We start from the raw sequence: 14,766 nt of genomic DNA on the forward strand, positions 1-14,766 counted from the left end.
GAGCGCACGCTTCGCGCCGGCAGCCCCGGCCATCACGCGGCCCACGCCGCTTTGGCGGTTCGAGCACATGTCAGCCCTTCGCCTCCGGCGCCGGCACAACCCAGCCCTGGTCGGTCAGCACGGCGCGACGCGGCTGCGGGTCGCCTGCGCCGCTGCGCACACCTGCAGCACCTGCAGCACCTGCAGCCTGGTCGCCCACCTGCAGGCTGGTCAGCTCCGTGCCGCGCTCCTGCCAGTCCGCCACGGCCGGCTCGTCCAGTTGCAGCCCACGGGCCGCCGCCCATTCCTCGACTGCTTCTTTCACTGCCGAAGGGTCCTCGCTGGCGCCGGCGGTGATCACCTGGTCGCGGGAGGTCAGGAAGCCGAGGAAGTCGAACAGCGCGCCGGCCACGACCACCGACAGCTCGGGCGACACATCGGCGTGGGCTTGATCGCGGCCGGCAGCGGCCTTGGGCGGTGCGAGGGCCGCATCGATCGCGCCCAGCACGGTGACGCGGCCCTTGCCGCCGGCTTCGATCTCGCGCAGGAGGGCCAGCTCTTCGCCGGTCATGGTGGCCAGGCCGTCGATGACCTCGGGGGCGTTGAGGGCGGCAATTGCCTCCAGCTCGGCGCGCTTGGCGGCCTGGGGATCGGCCGCGGCATCGGTCAGCGGCTCGCCGGGGACCTGTGGCTTGAGATCGGGTGCGGGCATGGGGTGGCTCCTTCACTGGGTGTTGCGTCAGTGTGCTGAGCCGGCCCAAGCGGATTCCCGACTATCTGCGGCCGATCAGTCCGCCCACGGCGTTAGGATGGGCTAACTACCACCCGAGGGAATCAGGCATGAAGATCGACAGGGACGTGCAGCGCCGCGTGCTCGACCGCCTCGCGGAGGACTACCCGCAGGAAGTGAACGCCGACTTCCTCTACAGCGACCAGGACAATCCTCACCACGTCATTGCGAACGTGGCCTATCTGGAGGAGCACGGGCTCATCGCCGCCACGTACTACGGTGCGAAGGGGCGCGGCAATCCTCCACTGGCCGCGGTGATCACCGCCAAAGGCATGGACTTCCTCGCTGACGACGGCGGGCTCGGGGCAATCCTCGGCGTTGTGACGATCAGGGTCCACGAGGACTCGCTGACGCAGCTGGTCGAGGCCAGGATCGACGCTGCCGGCCTCCCGCCACAGGAAAAGAAGGCCTTCCTCGACCAGCTGCAGAAGCTGCCAGGGAAGACCACCGAGCACCTGGTGCTCAAGCTCGTGGATGCCGGGCTCGATAACTGGCCCAAGGCATGGTCGCTGCTGCAGAGCATCGTGAGCTGACGATGATACGGGCCCCGGCAGGGCTAGTGAATCAACCACGCTGCCAGCTTGCCGATGCCGCCCCATATCCCGATAGGCAGCACCGTGAGGGCGGTGCTCACCCACACCACTCGTGATGACACGCGGAACTGGTCATCGGAGAGCTGCTGGAAATCGCCACCGGGGACGCGCTCGCCGGCGAACAGCACGCCCCGCGCCCAGCCGAGCAGGAAGCACACGGCCAGCCACGGCCAGGACAGCCACCCGAAACCCCACGCGAACGCGATGGCCCAGGTGATGAACATCATGATCGTGCGGAAACCTGCCATCGCCATCCCTATTCCTTGGGTAGAGCCGAAATTCTCGCACAGCCTTTGACTTGGCCACGCGGCTGGAGCTACGCCACGAACAGCGCCTCGCGCAGGTCATCCCTGACCGAAATCGTGATTTGCTCCGACAGGTACAGGGCGGCGATGAACCCCAAGCCGCGTTCCCTGAGCCGCGTCGACATTTCTTCAGCATCGCCGGCAATACGCGTTGCGCGCTTTGCGAGCAGCAAATCAGCCCACCAGGGCTGCAGCTTCTCGGGGAGCAGGTGCTTCTGGTCTTCCAACGGGCGGAGTTCGGGCGTCTTGGGCACGGGGAAGGCTCGCGAAAGGTCGGGGCCCCATCCTACCCCCACCTCAGGTCCTTGGCGCCTGGTGCCGGTTGTTGCCGGTCAGCCCGATCCACAGGTCCATCAGCAGCTCGCCATCGGCGTGTTTGGGCTCCGCCCCCTGCTTCCACCCAAGGATGGTCGACTTGGGGATCTGCGTCTGCTGTGACACCGACGACACCGGGACGCCCAGCCGGTTGAGGTCGGCCAGGATCTGGAACCAGTCGATGCGGCTGTCCTTCACGACGTGTCTGCTCATGCCATCCCCCCGTCTGCTCACCCACCGCCCCCGACAAACGCGCGCGCGCGCGAGGCGGACCGATTTGCGCCCATCAATTCGCCCCTGACCGTTGCCACAACCCAGGCGAATGCCTTTCCAGAAACTGCCCCGCGACGGGCTGCTGCAGCGAACATCTCCACGGTCGCACCCTCTGCGATTGCTGCCAGTAGCGATGGGTGCCCCGGTGCTGTGCTGGTGATCCCTGCCTTGCGCATGGCGAGACACGCTCGCGCACCAGCAGCAGGATCGGCTGGGGCCAGTACCGGCGCTGGGTTCCTCTCACCATTGCTCGCCATTGGTGGCCGATTGGGCACCACCCCACGAATGCTGGCGGTACGCCGCTCGCGCACATGCGCCTCCCTCACCAGCTCGGGGCAGTACCAGCATGCACCCTGCTCCACCGACAGCAGCACGATCGGCTCGCCCTTCCTGCCTGCGTGCGACGGTGCCCAGGTGAACTCCGCACCCTGCTGATCCGACCCACGCAGCACGCCGGCCGTGGCCAGCTCCCTGACCGTTGCCACATCGGCGCCCGTGTCCTTCGCGATCCTGGCCACCGATGCCATCACCACGCCGGGGCGCTCCTGGGCGAGCAGGTGGAACAGCACGTCCACCCACACGCCGCGCGCAGCTGGGCTGCAGGATCGCAGCCGCCGGTCCTTGAGCCAGCGGTCAGCGCGGAATCGCAGCTCGATGCGGTCAGCTGCCACTGCCGCCCTCCCCCAGCTGCTTGGCCAGGCGCTCCAGCTTCGAGGCTTGCTGCCTGGCGATAGACGCTGCGTGCCGGAACGTCTCTGCGACAGTGGAGCGCTGACCACGATCGCGCCACAGGCGGTGGTCGTATAGACGGGCTTGCTGCTCGTAGGTGTCGGCGAGGTTGCGCAGCGCCTGCTGCCCTGTCGGCATGAGGTCAGTCATCGTTGCCACCCCGGTTGGCGCGGCTGCCCAGCTTTCGCCCGAGCGGCTTTGTAGCTGGCTTCTGCTGCCGCGGCTGATCGTCGAACTCGTAGGCCGGTCCATCCCAGTCCACTGCGCGCTGGAATTGGAACTCATTGCGCAACGACACGACGGCGCCCGTCTGGATGTTTCGCCCCTTGCCCACGATCACCTCGACCAGGCCGGGGCGGTCAGTGGGGTTGTAGACGTCCGGGCGGTGCACGAACAGGATCACGTCAGCGACCTCCTCAATGCCGCCAGAGCCCCGAATGTCCGTCACCTTCGGTCGCTCCCCTTTCGCCCCGGCACGACTGAGCTGGGCCAGCACCACCACGGGACAGTCGAGGTACTTGGCCAGGCCCTTCAGGTCACGGAGCGCCTGCCCCCGCTCCAGTGCCTCGTCCTGCTTGCCGGGCAAGGTCATCTCGTGGAGGTGATCCACCACCACCAGCTGGACAGGTTTGCGCCGGTGCACGCGCTTGGAGCGCGCCACGATCTGCGGTGCGCTGAGCTGGGGGTCATCGTCGATCAGCACCGACGCCGTCATCAGCCCATCTATCGCCGGCGCGGCCTTGGCCCAATAGCTATCGGAATCCTCGGCAGACGCGTGTTCGCCGTTTCCGACCAGCCACTGCAGCGGGATCTCCGCCATCGCGGCGACGTCGCGTGCAACCACGTCGGTGTCGACCATTTCCATTGAGAACTCGATGACCTGTTGTCCGCGCAGCCCGGTGAACCGAGCCAGCTGGAAGCCCATCAGCGACTTGCCCATGTTGGAGCGCGCGGCGATCACGATCACCTGGCCGGGGCGGAGCCCACCGATGGCCTTGTTCACGTCAGCCCAGGGCGTTGGCAGGCCGATGGGTGTCCCGTTCAAATGGCGATCGCGCAGCTGAGCGGCGAACTTCTTCACCACCTCGCGGTAAGGCGTCGGGCCCACCGCACGAGCCGGTGCAATGTCGGCCAATTGGGTCGAAAGATGCGATGCCAGCTGCTCCGCTGAGTGACCACGGCGTCCAGTCGCCGCCTGCAGAGCCCGCTGGCAGGTATCGATGAACCGACGCATGCGCGAATGTTCGACGACCACCTCGGCGTAGGGAACGACGTTGGCCCGGGTGTACGCGGTGCCTGCAATACCGCTCGCGAGGAGTGCCAGCCGCCGGCCATCTTCGCCCGCCTTGTCCTGCAGCCACTCACCGGCCGTGATCGCATCGGCGAGCTTGTTCTCGCCGCACAGCTCCAGAAGGCACTCGTAAATCCGGGAGTGATCGGGGTTGTAGAAGTCCTCCGGCGCCAGCCAGTCCTGCACGTTGGCCAGCTCGTCGTTGTCCAGCAGCAGGCCGGCCAGCACCGCCGTCTCGGCATCGAGGTTGAACGTCTGCGCGTTCTCGTCGTGGCGGATCATCGACGCACGTCCAGGTAGTTGCCTTCGATCACCTTGGCGAAGTTCTTCGGGCTGACCAGCCATTCCAGGGTGCAGGTAAAGGCCCGGCCATCACGGCCAGTGCGCTCGCCCATCAGGAACGGCATCTCGCGGACGGAGCCAAAGAACGCTCTCCACCAGTCGAGGCTCTGCCGCTCCGCGTCGCTCTTCCACCGCGCGGCCAGCTTGCGCTCGCGGTCCCCCTCCCATACACGGACCTCGGTAAGTTCCGGCAGGATCTCGTGGTACAGGTCGATGATCTTCAGGTGCGGACACGGTGGCTGGCCATTCTTCCTCGGCACCTTGCCGAGCAGGTCCTGGCTATCGTTGCCACCATCGGTGCCGCGGTCATCAGCAGCGGCACCGCCGCCTGCTGCGGACAAACCCACGACAGTGGGTTCATCTTCTGGAGATGGATTTGGTAGTGGAGATGGAGATGGTATTGGAGATGGATATGGGGGAGTCCCAACATCGGAATTTCCACTCCTAATAGGATCGCCTGTAGGACTCCCAATAGGACCGTCATTCGAACCTTTGCCGTCCTTGCTCGATCCTTCGGAGGCATCTTTGCTCGCATCACGGAGGCGCTTTGCGTAGGCCGGCATCTTGCGCTCGGCCTCCTCCTTCCCCTGGTACTTGCACAGGTTGGCCCACTTCGCCTTCTGACTGCGGCTCGCCGCTCCAGCTGCCCAAGGGTTGTGCTCGTCCCAGTCGTGGATGCGGCGATTGCCCTCTTCGCCATCGAGGAAGCCGGCCTCGGCCATGCCACGGACGAACGCGAACTCCTCGCCCGTCCAGTCGATAGCCAGTTCGATATCCTCGTCGGTCATGCCCGCCAGGTCGCCGTCACTGCGGTTGGCCGTAGCCCAAAGGAACAGGTAGATGCAGTACAGCGGGCCGGCAGCGCCGAGCCGGCGCGCAAGCTTCTTCGTCTTGGGGTGGCCAGGCAGTGCGACCGAAATACGGGCGTCAGTCGCATTAGCCACGGTCAGCCCCTGTGCCTTGCGGGAACGCCTCGGCAATCAGCGCCGCGAAAGCGCCCAGGTGTTCCGTGGTGATCCACGACTTGCCGGCCATCTGCGCGATCCAGGTCAGCGCCGACTCCGGCCCGCTGCAGTAGAAGTCGTACATGGGCTCGTCGTGCTGCCGCGTGCGGTCGAACACCAGGACGGCGATGCGGCCGTCGGGCAAGCGCTCGGCCAAGGTGACCAGCGGGCGCGCGCGGCGTTCTGTGAGGCGTGCGACGGCTTCCTGCATGCAGTCGCTGATATGGCGCGGTGCGCCGGCGGGGTTACCCGGGGTGTGATCGTGTGGCATAGTGGCCTCGGTCTCACGAAGCCTCCGCACATGTCTGGCCGACAGCGGGGGCTTCGTCGTATCTGGACGATGGGTTCTCGCGCCAGACACCCGAACGGCCACTACCTCGCCCGGGATGCACGCTCTCCTTCACTGCGCCTGAGCCGTTCCTTCGGCTCCGGCCGGCCGATTACTGGCTCTGGCCCGGATCTGCTGCGATCGCGATGTTCCCCTCGGCATCGAAGTGCTGAGGGAAACGCTCGCGGAAGAACATCAGCCACGGATGCGGGATTCCCCGCTTCCGCCAGCCGCTAATGGATGGGGCGCTGATCTTGCAGAGGGCGGCGACGTCCCCGGTGCCTCCGAGAGCGTCGATCAGAGCGGACGCCTGCGCTTCTTCTTCCTGGGTCATGGTCATTAGGTGGGTGGTGGTGGTCCATCGACAGATTAACAGCACCTAATTTACCGCGCAACACAATCCGGTGTAGGATTCGCGAATTCTCTTAACCACGCCTAATTCCTATGGATCTCGCATCGCGCCTCAAGTCGGCAATGGCCCGGCTCGGCATCACTCAGCTCGATCTGTCCCGTGCCGTCGGGGTTTCCGCCCCCAGCGTCCACGGATGGCTGAGCGGCCGGTCGCAGAGCATCCGCGGTGAGACCCTGCTCAAGGTGGCGCGCACCCTGGGCGTGAGCCCCGAATGGCTTGCCAGTGGGGAGGGTACGATCGACGACGGCCCTGATCCGGCCCCCCTCTCGGCCAGTGAGACTCCGCCCGGCTACCTTCGCCTCGAGCTACTAGAAGGAGGAGCCGGCATGGGACAGGGGATCGTAAATGAAGAGTATCCAGAGGTGATCCGAAGCATGGATTACGCGGAATGGGACATCCGGCAGAAGCTCGGGTTCCTCCCCCAGCCAGGCCGGCTCAAGCTGATCACCGGACGCGGACCGTCCATGGCACCGATCATCGACAACGGCGATGTGGTGATGGTGGACACGGGCGTGAATTACTACGACGGCGACGCCATCTACGTGATCAACATCGGAGGCGAGACGCAGATCAAGGGCCTGCAGCGGCGGGCCGACGGCGTCTATATCGTCAGCGCCAATGCCCTGTTCCCTCCCTATTTGGCGCCGGACGATCTGTTCATCGCCGGCAAGGCTGTCGTGCAGTACAGCGCCAAGAAGATTGCGTAACCTGAACAAAATTAGGCAGCGTTCATAAAATTACGCTGCCTAAATTTACATTTCCTATTGTGCAGTCGATTCACTTCTCCTAATCTAGACCCATCGCGGCACGACGCCGGCAGATGGGGAGTAGAAAGTGATCAACCGGAGTAAGCAGGTGTGGGAAGTCGGTGAGGCCGTGAAGGTCGGCTTCCTCACCTTGATCGTGGTAGCAAAGGTTCCGACGCCCGGTGATTTCCTCCCGGATGCGTACGTGCTGACCAACAAGGGCGCGACCAAGTTCTACCGCTTCGTCCCCCACAACGGATTGACCTCTCACTCCAGCAAGGAGGCCGCGATCAGCGGCGAGGACTGAGCCATGCGTGCCAAGAACCTCTCTCGCCATATCCGAAGCCGCCATGCATGGGGTCGCTGGGAGCGTTTTTCGCTCACTTCTGTCTCGGCTGCGCATGGCTGCATCTTCATCGCCACACGGCATGGCTCTGCCTACTACCAGCGGATTGAGGACTGACCATGAAGAGAGACAGCGCCCCCGTGCGGGTTCCTGCCATCGCCTGGGCGGCACTGGTGATCCTCGCAGCGGCAGTTGTGCCGCTGCGGGTGGCCGAGATCGTCCGGCATCACCAGGCCCTTATTTTTCAGGCCGAAAAAGCATCGGGCGCAATCTCTGCACCCTTACAGCGTACTTCACAAATGCGAATAAAGGAAACCTGATTCATGTGTAAGGAATCCCTGACGCGCGCCAAATCGGCCTCCCCGGCTGGCGCGAAGGTCGTAAATCAGAAGGAAGGCGGAGTGATCCGCATCGGCGACAGCATAGAAGCCGTAGTTCTCAAGGCGCGCGACGGGCATATCCGCCTCGTCATCCGCGCACCGCGTCACCTGCAGGTCGACGCTCCAAAACAGTGACGGCCCGAGCGCGCCAACGCCCGAGCCGTCTGCCAAGCCGCACCCCATCACGACAAAGATCAAGGAAGCCAACATGGCGAAGCGCAGTGTAACCCCCAAGCTGGACCCGCGTGCCGTTGCTGAAGCCGTCAGCCAGGAACTGGACAACAAGAGGCCCGCCCATCTGGCCATCACCGACCACTACATCACCAGCGGCTGGCGCGACGATAGCCCCCTGGACCAGGCGATCACAAACCGCCTGCTGACCGTCGATCGCTGCATTCTCGCGTCGCACACGATCCAGACCATTCTCCACCGCGACGCCATGTCAAAGCTCGATGTCGACAACATGAGCGAAGAGGACGAGGTCGCTACCGTCTACCCCACCTTGACGTATGACGAGGCGGACTCCCTGTTTATCGGCATGGACGAGCTGCTCATGCAGGCAAGGGAAAATCTCAGGTCGATCCGTGACAACGAATACGGGATCGCGACCGCGCAGGCGGGAGGCCGGAGCTAATGGCGACCTCCAACGTGATTCAGTTCCGCCAGCGCCAGAGGCGCATGTCGCTCCCGCTCCCAATGCCTCTCTCTTCAGGGGTTGTCGACCTTGCCGAGCACCGCCGCCAGCGAACCGGCTACCCCGAAGGGTGGCCAGAGGGTGAGTCGGGCCGAAAGATGGAAGAAATGGCGGCATGGGCTTTCGAGCATTCGATCGAGGCAGGACGCCACGACACCATGAGAGATGCCCGCGTCCGCACCATGCGGATGGTGGCGAGCCTGCAGCGCCTTTTTGAGGAGCGTCGCAATGGGCGGGGTTGATTACCAAGCGCGCGGCGCGAAAGGGATCCAGGTTATGGCCATCGGCGACAGCGGCCGCAAGGAGGCCTGCCCCGCGGCTGAGGCTGTCGCCATCCAGGCGCTACCAGCCGGCCCCCGGAACGTGGTTACCCCGGCCAGCATCCGCTTCATCTTCTGGCGGCGCGCGGGCAATGAAGCCAGGCCGGTGAAGATCCGCAGCGTCCTCAAACCGAACACCACCCGGAATCGGAGCCCCTACGTCCGGGTTGTGTTTGAATCCACGCCGTTTTCTCGCGCCGAGCTAGACAGCGGGCACGTCTGGGGCGATTGGATGGACGTGGCTGTGCCGGCGCTCGATGACGCCACCGACCAGTTGTGGGACACGCTCAGCGCGCGCGACCGTGCGCGCATCACCAACGCCGTGAGGAACGCAGCATGAGCAGCTCAGATAGCGAGAAGCTGATCGCCGAGCTTCGATCGGCAGCAAAGACCCTGAGCGTCGAAGGCATCGGGAATACCCGCACCCACAAGCTGGCCGCGGAGCTGATCGGCCGCGCCGCCGATGCGCTGACCACCGCCTACACGCCAGCACAGATGGCCGAGTCGTTTCGCGCCGGCTTGGCCACTGCGCGCATGCATGACTCCGAGGATGAGGCCAATGGCTGACGAAATCGACGTCAACACGATTGCCGCCATGGCCCGTGATGCCGAGTGGCTCAGTGCCGATGCCTGCGCCTTCATCCTGGGCCTGACCACGCGCGGAGGGAAGATCAACCGTCGCGCTTTCCTGGAGCGGGTCGCGGTGCGCAGCAGTTTCCCCAGACCGATGGCCATCGGGTCGAAAAAATTGTGGAACCGCGAGGCAGTGGTGGCCTGGGCAGACGACGAGGCCCGGATCAGCCGAGCTTCTTAGCCAGCTCGGAGGCTGTGGCCCTGTAGTAGATCAGCAAGCTGGACAGGTTCCGGTGCCCGATAACTCGGGCCAGCTCCAACACGTCCAGCTTCTTAGACAAGCGCCAGATGGCCTCCGCGCGCGCGTCGTGGAAATGCAGGTCCTTGATGGTGGGAACGCCGTCTCGGACCTTGCGGAACAGGCCGTCACGCTTCGACGCCGACAGCCCGAACACCGGGGCGAATCCCAGCGGCAGCGCGCGCAGGATCTGCACAGCGCGCGCGGTGAGCGGCACGTCCCGGGTATCACCATTCTTGCTGGTACGGATCGTGATGTAGCGCTCGGCTAGGTGCACGTCGGTCCACCGCAGCTCGCATATCTCGCCTGACCGCATCGCGGTCTCCAGCGCGAACAGAAACGCTAGGCCGATGCGATTGCGCTGGGTCTCCACCTTCAGCGAATCCCACACATCGAACGCCTTGGCCAGCGCCTCGACTTCCTCAGGTGAGATCCGGCGCGCGCGGCCCTTGGGCTTCTTCGGCTGGCGAACATCGCGCATCGGGCTTTCCTTCAGCCAGCCCCACTCGCGCCTCGCGACTTCCAACACCGCGGCTATCAGGTTCATCTCTCTGGCGACCGTGCCGGGCTTCACCTGCTTCAGGCGAGCATCGCGCCATTCGGCCAGGTCGGCAGATGACAGGGCCAGAAGCCGGCGCCTGGCGATCTTGTCCTCGCGATTGAACCGGGCGATTCGCACACGATCCCATCGCCCGCCACGCTTGCTGGGCGTGACCTCTTCGGAGTACCTGGTGAACGCTTCCTCCAGGGTCTTGTCCGGCAGCTGGGTGCCAGTCAGCAGCGCCTCCTGCTCCTGTGCCCAAGCGTGTGCCGCGCGCTTGGTGTCGAACACTTTCGTGGCGCGCCGGCCGTCTACTTTGACGAACGCGCGGTAGCGGTTGCCGAGGGGTCGAATGGATGCCATGGGCGCATTGTGTGCCAATTCGTGTGCCCGTGTGCCTTTCGGTACGGGGAACTACGGGGCGGCTAAGAGCAATGCGAAGATGGCAAGTCGCTGATTTCGTTCCGAATCGTGGCAGAACGGGGCGGTGCAGGAAGCGCCAGAATGGGGGCCTTGGTGCCGCTTGTCCGAATCGAACGGACGACCTACTGATTACAAATCAGTTGCTCTACCGACTGAGCTAAAGCGGCGATGTCGTACTTCTCTTGCTCAAACCGTGTCCGGCTTGCCCCGCAGTCTACGCGCTGGCGGGCCTAAAGCCTTGCCGCGCTTAGCCTTCCGGCCGGTCACCACAACAACCGCGTCCGAGTTACAAGACAGTTGCTCTACCAACTGAGCTAAAGCGGCATGGCGCGCGGCGATTCTAACGCACCCGTGCGCAGTCCAGCGAGCGCTGCTGCGCCGCGCCGCTGCGCTGGCGGGCGGCGGCGGGGTCGGCCTGCTCGGCCAGGGTCGCATCCAGCCACCACTGCGCACTGCCATCGCCGCCACTGGCGATCAGGCGGGCGTTGAAGCCGGCGGCGCTGAGCGCGGCCAGGCGGCGGTCGGCGCCTTCACGGTTGCGGTACTGGCCCAGGGCGATGGCATTGGCCTCCTCGCCCTGGCCGATGATGTAGTAATCGCTCAGGCCGGCCGCGACGATCCGCTTGACCGTGGCCTGCGCGTCTTCCCGGCTGGCTGCGGGCGGCAGGATCACCCGGTAGCGGGTGGCGCCGGCATCGGCGACTTCGCGCAGGTGCACACCGCGCAGCAGCGGTCCGGCCTTGGCCTGCGCCGCCTGCGCGGCGGCACGGTCGGCGAACGGCCCCAGGCTCAGGCATTGCGCGGGCGCGGCCGGCGGGATGGGGGCTGCTGCCACCGCTGCGGCCGGCGCTGGTGCGGGCGTTGCCGCAGCGGGAGGCGGCAACGGGGCGACCGCTTCGGGTGCCGCCGCCGTAGCGGCCGGCGTCGGCTCGGGTGCGACGCGGGTGGCCGCGCTGGGCGCTGCCGGCGCCGGGGTCACGTCATCCAGGGCCTGGGTTGGCGTGGCCGCGGCGGCGGGTGCCGGCGTGGCGGTGCCCGGCAACAGCTGCAGCTGGGCCACGCCGGTACTCGGCGCAGGCGGCGCCGGCACCGGTTCGCCACGCAACATCCACCACAACGCCACCCCCAGGTTGAGGATGGCCAGCACGACGATCAGGGCACGGGTCAGCATGCGGGGATCCTACCCTGCGTCCGCAGGCTGGTGCACGGCCCAGCGTGCCAGGCCATCAAGCACCAGCGACGGCTGGAAGTGCGCGTGCCCCAGCAGCGGCAGCAGCGCGGGTGCGCCACCGCCATGCAGCAGCAACGTGGGCGTGCCACCGAGGCGTTGCGCGGCCTGTGCAACGCTGCGCTCGATCAGCGCCACCGCAGCGCCATCGCAGCCGGAGGCCAGCGCATCGGCGGTGTCGTTGGCGAATTCGCTGTAGTCCCCGCCACTGGCCGGCAACTGCACCGCGCGCGCATGCAGCGCTTCGCGCATGGTGGTGGGCGAGGCGGCGATGCGGCCGCCGTGGTGCAGGCCGTCGGCGTCCAGCAGGTCGATGGTCAGCGCGGTGCCCACGCCCGCCACCACCACGCTTTCGGCGCGCTCGGCCGCCGCCAGCAGCGCCAGGAAACGGTCCACGCCGAACTTGCCCGGGTCGGCGTAGGCCACGCGCACACCGGCGTAGCGCGCCTCGGTATGGGCCACGCGCACGCTGCGGAAACGGCCCTGCAGGATCGCCAGCATGCTGCGGGTCAGGGTGGGCGCGGCGACGCTGGCCACGTAGGCGACATCACCACTGGGCAGCGCCTGCAGCTGCTCGGCGGGCATGGTTTCGGCGCCGTGCGGCCAGGCCTGCACGGCACCTGCCTGCACGCCCTGCAGCGGGGCGAACTTGAACCGCGAATTGCCCAGGTCGAACAACCAGTCGCTCATTGCGCCCTCACGCTGACTTCGCCCGCATGCACATGCTGTTCGACACCATCGATGCGCACGCGCAGCGCGCCATCGTCGGCCAGGCCCAGCGCGGTGCCCTCGCGCCATTGTCCCCCCTGCTCCACGCGAACGGTCTTGCCGCGCAACAGGTCCAGTTCTGCATAGCGCGGCAGGAACGGTGCCAGGCCGTCGGCATCGAAGGCCTCCAGCGCCGGCAACAGCCGTGCCAGTACCGCGGCCACCACGGTGTTGCGGTCCACCGGGGCGCCGGCCAGGGTATCCAGGTCGATCCACGGCTGGGTGATCTGCTCGGCATGGGCGGCGGGCATGTGCACGTTGATGCCGATGCCGATCACCGCGCGCGCCGGGCCGGCGTACTCGCCGCCGCCCTCGGCCAACAGGCCCACCAGCTTGCGGCCATCGACCATCAGGTCGTTGGGCCACTTCAACCGGGCCTGCACATACCCCAGGTCATGCAGGGCCTCGGCCACCGCGATGCCGGCCACCAGGCTCAGGCCACTCAGCCGGACCAGGCCACCGGAGAACCACCGCAGCACCGAGAGATACACGTGGGCGGCCAGGGGCGAGGCCCAGGTGCGGCCACGCCGGCCGCGGCCACCGGTCTGGCGCTCGGCCAGCAGGACGCGCACGCCTCGCTCGGGCGCGCTGCACCGCAGCAATTCGGCGTTGGTCGAATCTAGCGTCCAGGCCACCTGCAGGTCGCCGAGCAGGCTGGCCGCGCTCGCCGGGAGCCCGGCGCGGATGCGCTCCGGCGTCAGCAGGTCCAGCGGACGGGTCAAGCCGTAGCCCTCGCCCGCACGCCCCTCCACTTCCACGCCGGCAGCCCTAAGTCCTTGAATCCGCTTCCAAATTGCGGCGCGCGTGACGCCCATTTCCTGGGCCAGCGCATCGCCGGACAGGCGCCCGGCGCCCAGTTTGGCCAGCAGTTGGCGGTCGTCCACGGTCGCTTCCATCAGGTAATCCAGAAAATTATGCGGGAAAGCCGCGGCGCTTGCCTGCCCGGCGGGGTTCCAATCCCGGCGCTGAATCGGGCTAGAATCGAAGACTGACCCGCCTTCTGGATGTCGACGATGCGCCCGTTCGCCCATTGCCTGATCCTGCTGATGGCCCCCTTGGCCGCGCATGCTTCCGATGCGCTGACCAGCCCGGGGCGGGGCGGCTGCGTGTATTCGCCGACGGAAACCGAACGCACCGCACCGGCCGCCGCACCGGCCGCCCGCGCGCCGGCGGTCAAGCCGAGCGCCAGCAACGGCACCAGCACCGGCGGTGGCGGCGATGACGACGTGCTGCCGCGCCTGCGCGCGCCCAAGTGGCACAGCTTCCTGCCGGGCATGTTCCGCTGATCGAACGCATGTGGGGTTGGCTGCGGCGCAGGCCGCGCGAGATCGATCTGGCGATGTGGCAGCAATGCTGCCAGCGCGCGCCCTGGCTGCACGGATTGGATGCACCACGTCGCGAGCGCCTGCGCGCACTGAGCGCGCGCTTCCTGCACGAGAAAACCATCAGCCCGGTCGGCGACCTGCAGCTGGACGAGCGCGACGGCGTGCTGCTGGCCGCGCTGTGCTGCCTGCCGCTGCTGGAGCTGGGTGACGTCGGCCTGCGTGGCTGGTCGCAGCTGATCGTCTATCCGGACGCGTTCCGGGTGCAGCGCAGCCACGTCGATGCGGCCGGCGTGCTGCACGAATGGGACGACGAGCTGATCGGCGAATCCTGGGACAGCGGCCCGCTGATCCTGTCGTGGGCCGACATCCAGGCCGACATCGCCGACCCGCATGCCGGCTACTGCGTGGCCGTGCATGAAATGGCGCACAAGATCGACGCGCTGGACGGCGCGATCGACGGCACGCCGCCGCTGCCGCGCGACTGGCAGCGGCAGTGGGCGAGCGATTTCCAGGCCGCCTACGACGCCTTCTGCGCGCAGGTCGATGCCGGCCGGGACACGCTGATCGATCCGTACGCCGCCGAGGCGCCGGAAGAGTTCTTTGCGGTGGTGACCGAATACCACTTCTCTGCGCCGGACGTGCTGGAGCAGGCCATGCCGACGGTGGCCGCGCACCTGCGCCGGTTCTACGGTGAGCCGCCGGGCCTGTCGGCCGACAACCAACCATCGGCAACCGCCCCGCACATCACCACGCCGCGGTAGGC

The 14,766-nt window shown here is 66.6% G+C and carries 26 protein-coding genes and 1 tRNA gene; 12 read left to right on the forward strand and 15 right to left on the reverse strand.

The features are described from left to right. Positions 1–70 precede the first annotated feature (70 nt). Positions 71–691, reverse strand: a complete 621-nt coding sequence (locus M2421_RS11240) for a hypothetical protein (RefSeq protein WP_259206683.1) — start codon at positions 689–691, stop codon at positions 71–73. 128 nt (positions 692–819) lie between these two features. Here M2421_RS11240 and M2421_RS11245 point away from each other — a divergent pair, with 128 nt between their 5' ends. After that, entirely contained in the window at positions 820–1,302 is a 483-nt protein-coding gene (locus M2421_RS11245) for a hypothetical protein (RefSeq protein ID WP_259206685.1), read from the forward strand. Positions 1,303–1,325: 23 nt separating this feature from the next. Here the strand turns inward: M2421_RS11245 and M2421_RS11250 are convergent, their stop codons facing one another. The 9 genes from M2421_RS11250 to M2421_RS11290 form a co-directional block, all read right to left on the reverse strand. Next, positions 1,326–1,616: a hypothetical protein gene (locus M2421_RS11250; RefSeq protein WP_259206687.1), complete on the reverse strand. Its 291-nt coding sequence runs from the start codon at positions 1,614–1,616 to the stop codon at positions 1,326–1,328. A gap of 62 nt (positions 1,617–1,678) precedes the next feature. Beyond that, entirely contained in the window at positions 1,679–1,921 is a 243-nt protein-coding gene (locus M2421_RS11255) for a hypothetical protein (protein ID WP_259206688.1), read from the reverse strand. Positions 1,922–1,964: 43 nt separating this feature from the next. Then, positions 1,965–2,195 carry a hypothetical protein gene (locus tag M2421_RS11260; RefSeq protein WP_259206689.1) on the reverse strand — a complete coding sequence of 77 codons (231 nt, stop codon included), beginning with the start codon at positions 2,193–2,195 and terminating at the stop codon, positions 1,965–1,967. Between the two features lie 17 nt (positions 2,196–2,212). Continuing rightward, entirely contained in the window at positions 2,213–2,926 is a 714-nt protein-coding gene (locus M2421_RS11265; protein WP_259206690.1) for a hypothetical protein, read from the reverse strand. Next, on the reverse strand, positions 2,916–3,134 hold the full coding sequence (locus tag M2421_RS11270) for a hypothetical protein (RefSeq protein WP_259206691.1): 219 nt from the start codon (positions 3,132–3,134) through the stop codon (positions 2,916–2,918). The genes M2421_RS11265 and M2421_RS11270 overlap by 11 nt, the downstream gene beginning before the upstream one ends. Continuing rightward, positions 3,127–4,557 carry a replicative DNA helicase gene (locus M2421_RS11275; protein WP_259206692.1) on the reverse strand — a complete coding sequence of 477 codons (1,431 nt, stop codon included), beginning with the start codon at positions 4,555–4,557 and terminating at the stop codon, positions 3,127–3,129. The genes M2421_RS11270 and M2421_RS11275 overlap by 8 nt, the downstream gene beginning before the upstream one ends. Continuing rightward, positions 4,554–5,561: a hypothetical protein gene (locus M2421_RS11280; protein WP_259206693.1), complete on the reverse strand. Its 1,008-nt coding sequence runs from the start codon at positions 5,559–5,561 to the stop codon at positions 4,554–4,556. The genes M2421_RS11275 and M2421_RS11280 overlap by 4 nt, the downstream gene beginning before the upstream one ends. Further along, a complete protein-coding gene (locus tag M2421_RS11285) occupies positions 5,554–5,832 on the reverse strand; it encodes a hypothetical protein (protein ID WP_259206694.1) in 279 nt (92 codons plus the stop codon). The genes M2421_RS11280 and M2421_RS11285 overlap by 8 nt, the downstream gene beginning before the upstream one ends. 229 nt (positions 5,833–6,061) lie before the next feature. Further along, positions 6,062–6,283, reverse strand: coding sequence for a hypothetical protein (locus M2421_RS11290; RefSeq protein WP_259206695.1), 222 nt, complete (start codon positions 6,281–6,283; stop codon positions 6,062–6,064). 110 nt (positions 6,284–6,393) lie between these two features. Here M2421_RS11290 and M2421_RS11295 point away from each other — a divergent pair, with 110 nt between their 5' ends. The 9 genes from M2421_RS11295 (at position 6,394) to M2421_RS11335 (ending at position 9,661) form a co-directional block, all read left to right on the forward strand. Beyond that, positions 6,394–7,068 carry a helix-turn-helix transcriptional regulator gene (locus M2421_RS11295; protein WP_259206697.1) on the forward strand — a complete coding sequence of 225 codons (675 nt, stop codon included), beginning with the start codon at positions 6,394–6,396 and terminating at the stop codon, positions 7,066–7,068. A 127-nt stretch (positions 7,069–7,195) separates the two neighbouring features. Beyond that, the gene (locus M2421_RS11300; protein WP_259206698.1) at positions 7,196–7,414 is read left to right on the forward strand and encodes a hypothetical protein; all 219 of its coding nucleotides are present in this window, start codon (positions 7,196–7,198) and stop codon (positions 7,412–7,414) included. A 158-nt stretch (positions 7,415–7,572) separates the two neighbouring features. Further along, a complete protein-coding gene (locus M2421_RS11305; protein WP_259206699.1) occupies positions 7,573–7,773 on the forward strand; it encodes a hypothetical protein in 201 nt (66 codons plus the stop codon). A gap of 3 nt (positions 7,774–7,776) precedes the next feature. Further along, on the forward strand, positions 7,777–7,968 hold the full coding sequence (locus tag M2421_RS11310; RefSeq protein ID WP_259206700.1) for a carbon storage regulator: 192 nt from the start codon (positions 7,777–7,779) through the stop codon (positions 7,966–7,968). Between the two features lie 73 nt (positions 7,969–8,041). Next, the gene (locus M2421_RS11315) at positions 8,042–8,467 is read left to right on the forward strand and encodes a hypothetical protein (protein ID WP_259206701.1); all 426 of its coding nucleotides are present in this window, start codon (positions 8,042–8,044) and stop codon (positions 8,465–8,467) included. Continuing rightward, positions 8,467–8,769 carry a hypothetical protein gene (locus M2421_RS11320; RefSeq protein ID WP_259206702.1) on the forward strand — a complete coding sequence of 101 codons (303 nt, stop codon included), beginning with the start codon at positions 8,467–8,469 and terminating at the stop codon, positions 8,767–8,769. The genes M2421_RS11315 and M2421_RS11320 overlap by 1 nt, the downstream gene beginning before the upstream one ends. Continuing rightward, entirely contained in the window at positions 8,756–9,187 is a 432-nt protein-coding gene (locus tag M2421_RS11325) for a hypothetical protein (RefSeq protein ID WP_259206703.1), read from the forward strand. The genes M2421_RS11320 and M2421_RS11325 overlap by 14 nt, the downstream gene beginning before the upstream one ends. Then, entirely contained in the window at positions 9,184–9,414 is a 231-nt protein-coding gene (locus tag M2421_RS11330; RefSeq protein WP_259206705.1) for a hypothetical protein, read from the forward strand. The genes M2421_RS11325 and M2421_RS11330 overlap by 4 nt, the downstream gene beginning before the upstream one ends. Next, entirely contained in the window at positions 9,407–9,661 is a 255-nt protein-coding gene (locus M2421_RS11335; RefSeq protein ID WP_259206706.1) for a hypothetical protein, read from the forward strand. Before M2421_RS11330 ends, M2421_RS11335 begins: the two co-directional genes overlap by 8 nt. Here M2421_RS11335 and M2421_RS11340 read toward each other — a convergent pair. The 5 genes from M2421_RS11340 to birA form a co-directional block, all read right to left on the reverse strand. Beyond that, the gene (locus tag M2421_RS11340; RefSeq protein WP_259206707.1) at positions 9,645–10,622 is read right to left on the reverse strand and encodes a site-specific integrase; all 978 of its coding nucleotides are present in this window, start codon (positions 10,620–10,622) and stop codon (positions 9,645–9,647) included. The two genes, M2421_RS11335 and M2421_RS11340, sit on opposite strands and share 17 nt — an antisense overlap. A gap of 151 nt (positions 10,623–10,773) precedes the next feature. Next, positions 10,774–10,849 (reverse strand) — tRNA-Thr (locus M2421_RS11345). Between the two features lie 173 nt (positions 10,850–11,022). After that, on the reverse strand, positions 11,023–11,853 hold the full coding sequence (locus tag M2421_RS11350) for an SPOR domain-containing protein (protein ID WP_259206717.1): 831 nt from the start codon (positions 11,851–11,853) through the stop codon (positions 11,023–11,025). Positions 11,854–11,862: 9 nt separating this feature from the next. Further along, complete coding sequence (locus tag M2421_RS11355; RefSeq protein WP_259206719.1) at positions 11,863–12,600, reverse strand: type III pantothenate kinase; 738 nt, start codon at positions 12,598–12,600, stop codon at positions 11,863–11,865. Continuing rightward, on the reverse strand, positions 12,597–13,574 hold the full coding sequence (birA, locus tag M2421_RS11360) for a bifunctional biotin--[acetyl-CoA-carboxylase] ligase/biotin operon repressor BirA (RefSeq protein ID WP_259206721.1): 978 nt from the start codon (positions 13,572–13,574) through the stop codon (positions 12,597–12,599). The genes M2421_RS11355 and birA overlap by 4 nt, the downstream gene beginning before the upstream one ends. Before the next feature lie 117 nt (positions 13,575–13,691). On the opposite strand from birA, the gene M2421_RS11365 reads away from it, so the two are divergent. Both M2421_RS11365 and M2421_RS11370 read left to right on the forward strand, forming a co-directional pair. Beyond that, positions 13,692–13,964: a hypothetical protein gene (locus tag M2421_RS11365; RefSeq protein ID WP_259206723.1), complete on the forward strand. Its 273-nt coding sequence runs from the start codon at positions 13,692–13,694 to the stop codon at positions 13,962–13,964. 8 nt (positions 13,965–13,972) lie between these two features. Then, positions 13,973–14,764 carry a M90 family metallopeptidase gene (locus M2421_RS11370; protein WP_259206725.1) on the forward strand — a complete coding sequence of 264 codons (792 nt, stop codon included), beginning with the start codon at positions 13,973–13,975 and terminating at the stop codon, positions 14,762–14,764. The last annotated feature ends 2 nt before the right edge of the window (positions 14,765–14,766 follow it).

It is taken from the genome of Stenotrophomonas sp. BIGb0135 (assembly GCF_024810105.1).
Taxonomy (GTDB): Bacteria; Pseudomonadota; Gammaproteobacteria; order Xanthomonadales; family Xanthomonadaceae; genus Stenotrophomonas; species Stenotrophomonas maltophilia_AB.

Coding starts and splice junctions, on each gene's coding strand:
- M2421_RS11260 (WP_259206689.1), bottom strand. CDS start 2,195: ATGAGCAGACACGTCGTGAAGGACAGCCGCATCGACTGGTTCCAGATC.
- M2421_RS11365 (WP_259206723.1), top strand. CDS start 13,692: ATGCGCCCGTTCGCCCATTGCCTGATCCTGCTGATGGCCCCCTTGGCC.
- M2421_RS11245 (WP_259206685.1), top strand. CDS start 820: ATGAAGATCGACAGGGACGTGCAGCGCCGCGTGCTCGACCGCCTCGCG.
- M2421_RS11295 (WP_259206697.1), top strand. CDS start 6,394: ATGGATCTCGCATCGCGCCTCAAGTCGGCAATGGCCCGGCTCGGCATC.
- M2421_RS11250 (WP_259206687.1), bottom strand. CDS start 1,616: ATGGCGATGGCAGGTTTCCGCACGATCATGATGTTCATCACCTGGGCC.
- M2421_RS11340 (WP_259206707.1), bottom strand. CDS start 10,622: ATGGCATCCATTCGACCCCTCGGCAACCGCTACCGCGCGTTCGTCAAA.
- M2421_RS11285 (WP_259206694.1), bottom strand. CDS start 5,832: ATGCAGGAAGCCGTCGCACGCCTCACAGAACGCCGCGCGCGCCCGCTG.
- M2421_RS11315 (WP_259206701.1), top strand. CDS start 8,042: ATGGCGAAGCGCAGTGTAACCCCCAAGCTGGACCCGCGTGCCGTTGCT.
- M2421_RS11290 (WP_259206695.1), bottom strand. CDS start 6,283: ATGACCCAGGAAGAAGAAGCGCAGGCGTCCGCTCTGATCGACGCTCTC.
- M2421_RS11320 (WP_259206702.1), top strand. CDS start 8,467: ATGGCGACCTCCAACGTGATTCAGTTCCGCCAGCGCCAGAGGCGCATG.
- M2421_RS11240 (WP_259206683.1), bottom strand. CDS start 691: ATGCCCGCACCCGATCTCAAGCCACAGGTCCCCGGCGAGCCGCTGACC.
- M2421_RS11370 (WP_259206725.1), top strand. CDS start 13,973: ATGTGGGGTTGGCTGCGGCGCAGGCCGCGCGAGATCGATCTGGCGATG.
- M2421_RS11325 (WP_259206703.1), top strand. CDS start 8,756: ATGGGCGGGGTTGATTACCAAGCGCGCGGCGCGAAAGGGATCCAGGTT.
- M2421_RS11350 (WP_259206717.1), bottom strand. CDS start 11,853: ATGCTGACCCGTGCCCTGATCGTCGTGCTGGCCATCCTCAACCTGGGG.
- M2421_RS11355 (WP_259206719.1), bottom strand. CDS start 12,600: ATGAGCGACTGGTTGTTCGACCTGGGCAATTCGCGGTTCAAGTTCGCC.
- M2421_RS11270 (WP_259206691.1), bottom strand. CDS start 3,134: ATGACTGACCTCATGCCGACAGGGCAGCAGGCGCTGCGCAACCTCGCC.
- M2421_RS11335 (WP_259206706.1), top strand. CDS start 9,407: ATGGCTGACGAAATCGACGTCAACACGATTGCCGCCATGGCCCGTGAT.
- M2421_RS11305 (WP_259206699.1), top strand. CDS start 7,573: ATGAAGAGAGACAGCGCCCCCGTGCGGGTTCCTGCCATCGCCTGGGCG.
- birA (WP_259206721.1), bottom strand. CDS start 13,574: ATGGAAGCGACCGTGGACGACCGCCAACTGCTGGCCAAACTGGGCGCC.
- M2421_RS11330 (WP_259206705.1), top strand. CDS start 9,184: ATGAGCAGCTCAGATAGCGAGAAGCTGATCGCCGAGCTTCGATCGGCA.
- M2421_RS11310 (WP_259206700.1), top strand. CDS start 7,777: ATGTGTAAGGAATCCCTGACGCGCGCCAAATCGGCCTCCCCGGCTGGC.
- M2421_RS11275 (WP_259206692.1), bottom strand. CDS start 4,557: ATGATCCGCCACGACGAGAACGCGCAGACGTTCAACCTCGATGCCGAG.